This is a genomic window from Bacillus cereus group sp. Bc010 (assembly GCF_027716745.1).
In the GTDB taxonomy this organism is placed as follows: Bacteria; Bacillota; Bacilli; order Bacillales; family Bacillaceae_G; genus Bacillus_A; species Bacillus_A pacificus.
On the sequence record NZ_JAQFUY010000036.1, the window covers coordinates 29,950 to 40,096 of the forward strand.

The following is a 10,147-nucleotide window of genomic DNA, read 5'->3' on the forward strand; positions in this document are numbered from 1 at the left end:
GTGTGATTCCGATGTTTATTGCCAAAAGAGAAAACGGAGAGAAAATTCATCTACTCTATCATCATGATGAAGAGATTTTACATCGTATGCGGAAAAGGGAAAGCTTCTTTTGCATAGCTTGTGGGAAAAAAGTACTAATGAGATTAGGAAAACAAAAAAAGTGGCATTTTGCTCATAAGAAAGAAGATTCATGTTTAGCCTTTTATGAAGCAGAATCTATGTATCATAGGCACGGTAAAGAATTGTTATATAAATGGTTCAAACGTCAAAACTTTCATGTAGATATAGAGCATTATTTACCAGAGATTCAGCAGCGACCAGATATTTTCATAGAGAGAGCAGGGAGAAAAGTTGCGATTGAATACCAGTGCGCGAATCTCTCTATAGAACAGCTGTACAAACGAACCTATTCGTATTGGCGAGCTGGTATACAGGTCATTTGGATTATTGGTGGAAATCAATTGAAAAAGCACTCTGCCTATTGGGTGAAATTTTCCTCCCTTATGGCTTTCTCCTTACAATCTTATCCTCAACCACTTCTTATTTTCTTCTGTTCGAAACAAAAATTATTTATGAAATGCGCGTTTCTCACTTCGTTTTCTACAAGCGTCTCTTTCTCACATATTATATACTTACCAATTTAAACGACTCCTTTTGAAATGCTCTTTTCTTCTGTTCCTTTTCAAAAGGAGATATTAGAACGAGAATGGAAGAAGCGAAAGGACTATTTTCGAAAAAATGCTTTGCCTATTTGGAATTATAATCATAAATCACTATTACGCCTCTTATATCACTGTAAATGTACCCCAGCAAATTTCCCTTCTGAAATTGGTGTGCCGCTTCCGTCCTCATTTGCTTTTCAAACAAATCCATTTATATGGCAAGCTTTTTTATATATGAAGTGTATAGGCGAGCTTGCGGTAGGGGATTATATTTCCCTTCCATACGTGTGGAGTTATATAAAAAAGTATACGAAAAGGCGTATGCTCCCGTACTTTTCACAGCATATATGGAAAGTAGCAGTTACTGAGTATATGACATTTTTATGCTATACAGGTGTATTACGTAAAGTAGGGACTTATAAGTACCAGAAAATACGGGGGATAGTTATGGTAAAAACAGAGGAGGAAGTTATGAAATATGATGAAAGTAGTTTAGCGTATGCCTTATCTTTATTTGAGGCAAAGTACAACATGAGAGAAGGAAAAGCGGATATAATAAAGACTGATCGTGAAGGAATTACATAAGAAAAATCGAATTGTATGTAAGTAGAGATATTTAAAGGAGGGCTTAAAGCATGTCTGAACAAAACACAGCAAAAACATTACCGGATCGTAACGAGATTGAAGAATCAAGTACGTGGCGATTAGAAGATATTTTCCAAACAGATGCAGAATGGGAACAAGAATTCCAAGCTATTAAAGAGCTATTACCGAAGTTAACTGAATTTAAAGGGAAACTTGGTGACTCTGCGAACAATTTACTTGAAGCATTGCAATATGAAGATGAAATTTCAATGCGATTAGGTAAGCTATATACATATGCACATATGCGTTACGATCAAGATACAACAAACTCTGTGTATCAAGCGTTAAATGACCGTGCAACAAATTTATATTCACAAGTATCTAGTAGCACAGCATATATTGTGCCTGAAATTTTATCGATTTCAGAAGATACATTGCAAACATTCTTGAAAGAAAATAGAGAATTAAGTGTATATGAACATGCGTTAGAAGAAATTACGCGTCAACGCCCTCACGTATTATCTGAAGCGGAAGAGGCTTTATTAGCAGAAGCATCTGAAGTAATGAGTGCATCAAGTAATACATTTGGTATGTTGAATAATGCGGATTTGAAATTCCCATCTATTAAAGGTGAGGATGGAGAAGAAGTAGAAATTACACATGGCCGTTACATTCAGTTTTTAGAAAGTGATGATCGTCGTGTGCGTGAAGATGCATTCAAAGCTGTATATGAAACGTACGGAAAATATAAGAACACATTTGCAAGTACGTTAAGCGGAGCTGTAAAGCGTAATAATTTCAATGCACGTGTTCGTAAATATGACTCTGCACGTCAAGCAGCATTAAGTAATAATAATATTCCTGAAGCGGTGTACGATCAACTTGTTCAATCTGTAAATGATAATTTACACTTGCTACATCGTTACATTGATATTCGTAAGCGTGCACTAGGGCTTGATGAGCTTCATATGTATGATTTATATACACCACTTGTACCAGAAGTGAAAATGAATGTGAAGTATGAAGAAGCGCAAGACATGTTATTAAAGTCTTTACATGTACTGGGTGATGAGTATGTTGATATTTTGAAAGAAGCATATGAAAATCGCTGGGTAGATGTGTATGAGAATAAAGGAAAACGAAGCGGAGCATATTCATCTGGTGCATATGGAACAAATCCTTATATTTTAATGAACTGGCATGATAATGTAAATAATTTATTTACACTTGCTCATGAATTTGGCCATTCTGTCCATAGTTACTACACAAGAAAAACGCAGCCGCACGTATACGGGGATTATTCAATCTTCGTTGCGGAAGTAGCATCAACTTGTAATGAAGCGCTTCTAAACGATTATTTATTAAAAACGACAGAAGATAAGAAAGAGCGTCTATACTTATTAAATCATTATTTAGAAGGATTCCGTGGTACTGTATTCCGTCAAACGATGTTCGCAGAGTTTGAGCATATTATTCATAAGAAAGTACAAGAGGGACATGCGGTAACACCAGACATGCTAACGGAGATCTACTATGATTTAAATAAGAAATATTTCGGTGATGCTTTAGTAATTGATGAAGAAATTGGTTTAGAGTGGTCTCGTATTCCGCACTTCTACTACAACTATTACGTATACCAATACGCAACAGGATTTAGTGCAGCAACGGCTCTATCTAAACAAATTTTAGAAGAAGGGCAACCAGCAGTAGAACGTTACATTAATGAGTTCTTAAAAGCAGGAAGCTCAGATTATCCAATTGAAGTGCTGAAAAAAGCTGGAGTAGATATGGCATCTCCAGAACCGGTAAAAGAAGCATTGCAAGTATTTGAAGAGAAATTAAATGAATTAGAAGCATTATTATTTGAAGAGAAGTAATAGAAAAGACGAGGAATTTGCCTCGTCTTTTTCTTGATGTCATTTTGTCGATATTTGTCGAGAAAATAAATCGAATTGTCTTCTCTTTTCTAAACTAGAAGGCAGTTTTACAGTTCATTAAAACCCTTTAAATCGTTTTTTATGGTTGAAATAAGAGAGAGCGATGACAATGACTCCGAATAAAAGAGGAAAGGCAATCATTTTAGGAAAAGCTTGTAGTAGGGAGAGGATGTACAAGAAAAAAGAAACAATGATAGCTAGAAGGATAAGTAAAATATACGTTTTTTTCATACAAAACACCTCCAAAATAGCTTTTTTATAGCTTATTCAAAAATGAAAACGTTTAGAATGTGACAAAAGTGTGAAATTCGACAAAAGGGGTTGTCATCTGACGTCGAATCTTGTAATATAATAAGCGTGAACGAATTCACATACAAACATATACCCCTTTGTTTGAACGTGAAAATTTCTCCCATCCCCTTTAATATTTTTATAAGCCGTAAAGAAAAAGACCTGGTGTTTACATCAGGTCTTTTTCTTTTGCTATCCATTTCCAATAACGCTCACATTTTACGTCAATCATTTGTACTTTTCGTTTCAGTTGTAATTTTTTTAGTTCACGTTCAATTTCTTGCTTCGAGCAGTCATATATAAATGCTACTTCTTTTGAAGAGATAAATTGTGTCGCTTCCAGTAATACTTCTAAAGGTGGTAATGGCTCTGGCTCGATTTCACATTTTACAAGTTCTTTCAATAATTGTACGTAGACGTCGTAGGAATACGTTCCAGCGATTTTAATACCTTCTTCATCTGAATTTGCATGAAAGAATACGAGAGAAGGTATTTCTGTAATATGCATTTCATTTGTGAATTTTAAGTCACATTGGAAAGCCTTTTTTGCGCTAGCGGAATATAGGTCTTTTTTAAATTCTTCTACATCAATATTGCTATCTTTTGCGCATGCAAGTAATAATTCGCAGTCAGGATTTGATACATTTTCAAGGAAAATGTATTCTTGGAGTTTTCGCAAAAACTTCGAACCTGCTTTTCGGCCCTGCAACTCCGCTGCTTTAATTGCCATCGAAACTAAATATGGTGTTGACGATGCTTCTTGCATATGTACCTTTCCATCACATGAAAAACCTTGTAAACTTGTTGTCTTTTCCCACACAAATCGAATATTAGCAGATTTATTCCATTTGTGTGAGGAAGCGTTCGTTCCGTCCACTTTTCCTGTTACGATATGACGAATAGAGAAGTATTTCCCGTACTCAAGCCATAGTTTAATAATAAAGGGCTCAATTTCCCAGCAATCTTTACAAAGTGGATCAATAAATAAATATGCTTCTACAGACTTATGCTCACATGCGGAAGGAGATGGCATATTGATATGCTTTGCTTCCTGTTTATCCATTATATTTCACCTGTTTCGTTTGGAGTATTAACCATATGCTGAGCAGTTAATGCTAAACGTTCAAAAACGAACTCTCTTATATGACCGTGCACTCCTGTGTCATCCATTGCTTGCTCCATGCACGATAGCCAAGCCTCTGCTCGTTTTGGAGTAATCTCAAACGGGAGATGGCGTGCTCTTAACATAGGATGACCATGTTCTTCAGTGTACAAATTAGGACCACCTAAATATTGTGTTAAAAATTGTTTCTGCTTCCTAGCTGTTTCTGTTAAATCATCCGGGAAGATGGGAGATAGGTCAGGGTGTTTACTGACATAGGAATAAAATGTGTCTACTAATATTGCAATGCATTGTTCACCGCCAATTGCTTCAAATGGTGTCATCGGTTGCTTGCTCATCCTTTTAAACTCCTTTTTCCATGAAATGTTAGGGAGGGCAAATAAACAGCCTTCATAACGTTCTTTGCTTATTCTACAGATGTAAAAGAATCTTTTCTTTTTCAAAAAGTGAGATGTATCCACTAGTAGAACGTATTCACTAGTGGAATTTTCACTTTAGCGTGCTTTGTTTTGTTTGGCAAGGAAAAAGCGTTTTACTTTATTATTTGTATGACGGATTGGTATGTCGTGTTGCTTTAACAAATGAATAAATGAAGCTTTGCCTGCTTCTTCATCTTGCACTTCAAATTCAATTTCATAATCATCGTGATTGTAATAGAAACTATGATCAAAGACAAGCGTTCCGCCTTCAAATAGTGTTTCGGCTCTTTCAGTTGTTAAACTACCCATATAAGTTAAAGCAGAAACAGGGATTTGTAATTTGTGTAGTTGATCCGTTACAGCCCCTGGAATGATTACGTTTGTCGCCATCATCATTCTTGCTTCTTCTTCTGTTACGACTTGATGTGTTTCTAATAAACCAACCTCTGCAGGTTGTTTCAATGTTAATGTATAAGTTGCTCCTTTATGACGAATACGAAGTGCAGAGCCAGCTTCTTTTAATGAGAAGCTCGGTGTTTCAAAGTAGTGATTCACCTGTTTCGTAAATCCTTCAATAGAGAATGATTTACATAATGTATTGAATTCTTCTTCTGTAACAATATTTTTAAATTCAATTTCAATTTCTTGTGTCATTGTATGCGCGCTCCTTTTGAAAAATAATTCTTTACACATTATCGCTTTTTCACAAATTTGGTTCAATGTTTTATTTGTTTGCGTCCATGTTATGATACAATAATACTGTTAAGTAAGACAGGAAGTTGAGATGGAGGAGTTAGAGCATGCAAAATAAAATCCAAGTTAAGAGCGTAGAAAAGAGAGAGAATGCTCTTATTTTTTGTGCGGAAAATAGTGAAATAGAGGTAAAGGAGTTAAGTGCGCGTAATCACGTACTTGTAGACTCAGATAATTTATCATTTTTATATATCTTAGAAAACGAATCATCTTTCATTTATGTAAGCATTCCGCATACATGCTGGGAAGCAATGCATGAAGCGATGAATAACGACGTGGTTATGTTTGTTCGCGTGAATGACATTGAAATGGAATTAGAAGGTTTAAAAGAAGAAGTAGAATATTTAGTTGAAAATATTGAAGGTAATGCAAATTACGGAGAAGAACTAGTAACTGCTGTAGAAAAAGTATTTCTATAAGCAAATGGATTGATTTTGGTGGTGGTTGAAATGAATCGAAATTGGGAAGAGTTTTTAGCACCTTACCACCAAGCGGTGGCAGAGCTGAAAGTGAAACTAAAAGGAATGCGTACTCAATTTGCAATGTTAACAGAGCATTCTCCAATTGAGTTTGTAACAGGAAGGGTAAAGTCGGTTGCAAGTATTATTGATAAAGCGGAGAAGAGAAATGTACCGTTAGACAGGCTAAGAGAAGATATGCAAGACATCGCGGGCCTTCGAATGATGTGTCAATTTGTTGATGAGATTAAGCCTGTTGTAGAATATCTTAGAAAACGAAATGACTTTGAAATCGTGGAAGAACGTGATTACGTCACGCAGAAGAAAGATAGCGGTTATCGTTCTTATCATGTTGTCATTAGTTACCCCGTTCAAACGATTCAAGGTGAACAAAAAGTATTGGTAGAAATCCAAATACGTACGCTAGCAATGAACTTTTGGGCAACAATTGAGCATTCTTTAAATTATAAATATAGTGGGCGTTTTCCTGAAGATATTAAAATACGCTTGCAACGTGCAGCGGAAGCAGCATTTTTATTAGATGAAGAAATGTCTTCTATCCGTCTTGAAATTCAAGAAGCGCAGAAAGCTTTTTCAAGAAAGCAAGAAACGAAAGATTCCGAATCATAAACTAAAGGGTGTTGGGCGATGAAATTTACAATTATGTCAAAGGGAGATCAATCATCAGATGCACTGGCAAGCACGATGAAAGAATACTTGCTAGATTTTGGATTTATAATGGATGAACAGGAACCCGATATTGTAATTTCTGTTGGGGGAGATGGAACGCTTTTATATGCGTTTCATCGTTATTATAATCGATTGGATGAAACAGCATTTGTTGGTGTACATACAGGGCATTTAGGTTTCTATGCAGATTGGTTACCGACAGAAGTAGAGAAATTAGTAATTGCAATTGCTAAAACACCATTCCAAGTGGTGGAATATCCGCTTTTAGAAGTGATTATTCGCTATGTGAATGGGAGTAAAGAGTCACAGTATTTAGCGATGAATGAAGCGACTGTGAAAAGTGCAGAAGGTACATTAGTAACAGAAGTGGAAATACGCGGAGAGTACTTTGAAACGTTCCGCGGGGATGGCCTTTGTATTTCTACTCCTTCGGGAAGTACTGCGTATAATAAGGCGCTTGGCGGAGCAATTATTCACCCTTCTATTGAAGCGATTCAAATTGCGGAAATGGCATCTATTAATAACCGTGTGTTTCGTACGGTAGGTTCGCCGCTCGTATTGCCGAAACATCATACATGCGTGCTGAAGCCGACTGCAGGAATGAACTTACAAATTACGGTGGACCATTTAACGATGGTTCATCAAGATGTGAAATCAATTCAGTATCGCGTGGCAAACGAGAAAGTACGATTTGTTCGTTTCCGACCATTTCCGTTCTGGAAACGAGTTCGTGACTCGTTTGTTGCAGATAAATAGAAAGGGTTTATATATTTGAACAGATTTACATTGAAATGGGATATAGACTCGGCTGAGGAAGGAACTTTGGTTAGAGAATTTTTAAAAACAAAAGGGATCTCCAAAGCCGCATTAACGGATATAAAGTTTCACGGCGGAGCTATTGAAGTAAATGGTCAACATGCGAGCGTTCGCCATCAGTTGCAAGCTGGTGAAGAATTACGTGTCTTTTTTCCAGTGGAGGAAAGAAGTGAAGGGATGATTGCAGAAGATATCCCTTTATGTATTGTATACGAAGATGATGCAGTTCTTGTCATAAACAAAGAGGCGAACATGTCAACGATTCCGTCTAGAGAACATCCGGCTGGAAGTGTTGCAAATGCACTTTTATCTCATTATGATAAGCAATATCTTGCAAGTACGGTGCACATCGTAACGAGGTTAGATCGTGATACTTCAGGGCTTATGCTTATTGCAAAAAATCGTTTCGTACATCATCTTTTATCGAAACAGCATCAACAAAAAGCTGTGAAAAGAACGTATGAAGCGATCGTTCACGGTGAGATGGTAGAAAGAGAAGGAACGATTGACGCACCGATTGGACGAAAATCGGATAGCATTATTGAGCGAACCGTTTGTGAGGATGGGCAAAGAGCCGTTACTCATTTTAGAGTGATCGATAGCGTCAATCATAAGACGCACGTATCGCTTGAGCTCGATACAGGGAGAACGCATCAAATTCGTGTACATATGGCGCACATAGGACATCCGCTACTTGGCGATAATTTATATGGTGGAAAAAGAGATGAAATGAAGCGACAAGCGCTTCACAGTATATCCTTGACGTTTTATCATCCTATTTTAGAGAAAGAAATGTCTTTCACTACACCGATTCCAAGCGATATGCAAGCGGTATTAAGACATACTTAAAAAGGGAACAAAATTCTTATGTCACGAAGAATTTTGTTCCCTTTTTTCTTAGCGGAATAATATTAAAATTTGGTTTTCACCCGTGCGCTTTATAACGAAAAAGCCACTTTCAGATTTTGTAGCAATGCCATCATTATTTGGACGACAATATCCATGCGTTTCGCAAGTGCCGTCATCACGTACTAACATTTGTCCAATTAATCCAACAGGAAGCCACTCGTTACGGTCTTTTCTTGCTATATATTTGCAAGCTGGATCCCATTCTGTATTTAAAAGAGGTTGTATGTCTTGCGATTCCGTACGTACATATTGACGTTTTCCGAAGCTATCTGTTTTATAGCGTTTTTGCCAACTTAAAGCACCGCTATTTCCTATAAGAGCGGGGGTGGCGCTAGATATTCCTAAGATGAATGAATCGTTTGAAGTAGCGATTCGAATTTTTTCTTCGCTACTAAATGTAACGAAATAACCTACATCAATAAAAGTATTGTCTACTGTTTCAAACATTTGTGCAAAATCTGTTCCGCTTGCATTGTAAGAAGCGCCATCAATGTACATTTCTCCATTATGAGCAAGCCACTTTGCACCGATATTATGATCGGTTTCATTTGTGCCGTTTGCAATAAACCAAGAATAGGATTCATCTGCTGTACCGAATCGTCCCATAATATGGCTACCTGCAAAATGAGCTGTTGATGTATGATTACCTTCCGCATGAGAAGAAAATCCGTTAGCGATAGTCGCGGTTCCTTCTGCATGAGCTGCTTCGCCTAAAGCGATTGTATGTTTACCTTCTGCATGAGAATAGGAGCCACATGCTGTCGTTTCACTTCCTTCACTATGGGAACTATGTCCAGTTGCTTTCGTTTTTGATCCTTCTGCATGTGAGAAAGAACCTTTTGCATGTGTCAGAAGTCCTTCTGCATGTGAAGCTGTACCCTCTGCATGAGAGTGAAGACCCTCTGCATATGCATACCGCCCATCTTTTTTTACTTTTGTATTTTCAGATGTAGGGGTCTGAATGATAATCGTTTTTTCTGTTTGTATATCACTTGATGGTACTAATGCTTCTTTAATTTTTTTCACTTGATTTATAATAGCAGCTGGAATTTCTGCTTCCGCTTTTTTATTTATTGCTACAGGGCTGTTTTCTTCTGTATTCTTCTCTACTTGCTCAGAAGGCACAATCTGTTCAATATGAGTAGAGAGAGGTTTATTTTTTTGCTGCATCTTTGCTTTTCTATTATCAATTATGCGGCTCATTACAGCATTCTGTAATGAGACATATTTTGGTCTATCTTTGTTTTTTGTGGAAGCCTCTTGTTCTTCCAGTTCTTCTACAGCTGCAGCTCGAATGCTGCACCAGTTGTTAATTCCGTACATGGGCAGATAAAAAGGCGGGCATTTTCTTTTTTGTTTAGAAGATTTTTTCTTCATTCTGTCACCTCCTGCGACAGTATATGCCGTGTCATTAAAAAAAGATGCACTTTTGGTATTATCCCCTTTAGGTAGACAGTAAAAAAAGAGTCCATCTGGTATGATGGACTCAATACTGTTTTATCTG

The 10,147-nt window shown here is 37.0% G+C and carries 10 protein-coding genes and 1 pseudogene; 6 read left to right on the top strand and 5 right to left on the bottom strand.

Features of this window, described 5'->3' with window-relative positions; translation table 11 throughout:
- The first annotated feature begins 2 nt into the window (after positions 1-2).
- Together PDQ68_RS24545 and pepF are read left to right on the top strand one after the other, a co-directional pair.
- Positions 3-1,247 (top strand): annotated as a pseudogene (locus PDQ68_RS24545) (competence protein CoiA).
- 50 nt (positions 1,248-1,297) lie between these two features.
- Positions 1,298-3,124 (top strand): oligoendopeptidase F, encoded by a 1,827-nt coding sequence (gene pepF, locus PDQ68_RS24550; RefSeq protein ID WP_000003391.1) that lies wholly within the window; start codon positions 1,298-1,300, stop codon positions 3,122-3,124.
- Between the two features lie 117 nt (positions 3,125-3,241).
- Here pepF and PDQ68_RS24555 read toward each other — a convergent pair whose 3' ends face one another.
- From PDQ68_RS24555 to PDQ68_RS24570, 4 genes are all read right to left on the bottom strand, one after another.
- Complete coding sequence (locus tag PDQ68_RS24555; protein WP_061183094.1) at positions 3,242-3,415, bottom strand: hypothetical protein; 174 nt, start codon at positions 3,413-3,415, stop codon at positions 3,242-3,244.
- 229 nt (positions 3,416-3,644) lie between these two features.
- Positions 3,645-4,538, bottom strand: coding sequence for a ClpXP adapter SpxH family protein (locus tag PDQ68_RS24560; RefSeq protein WP_061183095.1), 894 nt, complete (start codon positions 4,536-4,538; stop codon positions 3,645-3,647).
- Positions 4,538-4,936, bottom strand: coding sequence for a globin domain-containing protein (locus PDQ68_RS24565; protein WP_000043381.1), 399 nt, complete (start codon positions 4,934-4,936; stop codon positions 4,538-4,540). The genes PDQ68_RS24560 and PDQ68_RS24565 overlap by 1 nt, the downstream gene beginning before the upstream one ends.
- Before the next feature lie 156 nt (positions 4,937-5,092).
- The gene (locus PDQ68_RS24570; RefSeq protein ID WP_016716870.1) at positions 5,093-5,671 is read right to left on the bottom strand and encodes a CYTH domain-containing protein; all 579 of its coding nucleotides are present in this window, start codon (positions 5,669-5,671) and stop codon (positions 5,093-5,095) included.
- 146 nt (positions 5,672-5,817) lie between these two features.
- Between PDQ68_RS24570 and PDQ68_RS24575 the strand changes: the two genes are divergently transcribed.
- The 4 genes from PDQ68_RS24575 to PDQ68_RS24590 are packed head-to-tail and all read left to right on the top strand — an operon-like array spanning position 5,818 to position 8,583.
- The gene (locus PDQ68_RS24575) at positions 5,818-6,189 is read left to right on the top strand and encodes a UPF0738 family protein (protein WP_001180003.1); all 372 of its coding nucleotides are present in this window, start codon (positions 5,818-5,820) and stop codon (positions 6,187-6,189) included.
- A 30-nt stretch (positions 6,190-6,219) separates the two neighbouring features.
- Positions 6,220-6,858, top strand: a complete 639-nt coding sequence (yjbM, locus tag PDQ68_RS24580) for a GTP diphosphokinase (RefSeq protein WP_001081482.1) — start codon at positions 6,220-6,222, stop codon at positions 6,856-6,858.
- Positions 6,859-6,876: 18 nt separating this feature from the next.
- Positions 6,877-7,674, top strand: a complete 798-nt coding sequence (locus PDQ68_RS24585; RefSeq protein WP_000673185.1) for an NAD kinase — start codon at positions 6,877-6,879, stop codon at positions 7,672-7,674.
- 15 nt (positions 7,675-7,689) lie between these two features.
- Positions 7,690-8,583, top strand: a complete 894-nt coding sequence (locus PDQ68_RS24590) for an RluA family pseudouridine synthase (protein ID WP_061183096.1) — start codon at positions 7,690-7,692, stop codon at positions 8,581-8,583.
- A 48-nt stretch (positions 8,584-8,631) separates the two neighbouring features.
- Here the strand turns inward: PDQ68_RS24590 and PDQ68_RS24595 are convergent, their stop codons facing one another.
- Positions 8,632-10,020, bottom strand: coding sequence for a peptidase G2 autoproteolytic cleavage domain-containing protein (locus PDQ68_RS24595; protein WP_062822682.1), 1,389 nt, complete (start codon positions 10,018-10,020; stop codon positions 8,632-8,634).
- Positions 10,021-10,147: the final 127 nt, after the last annotated feature.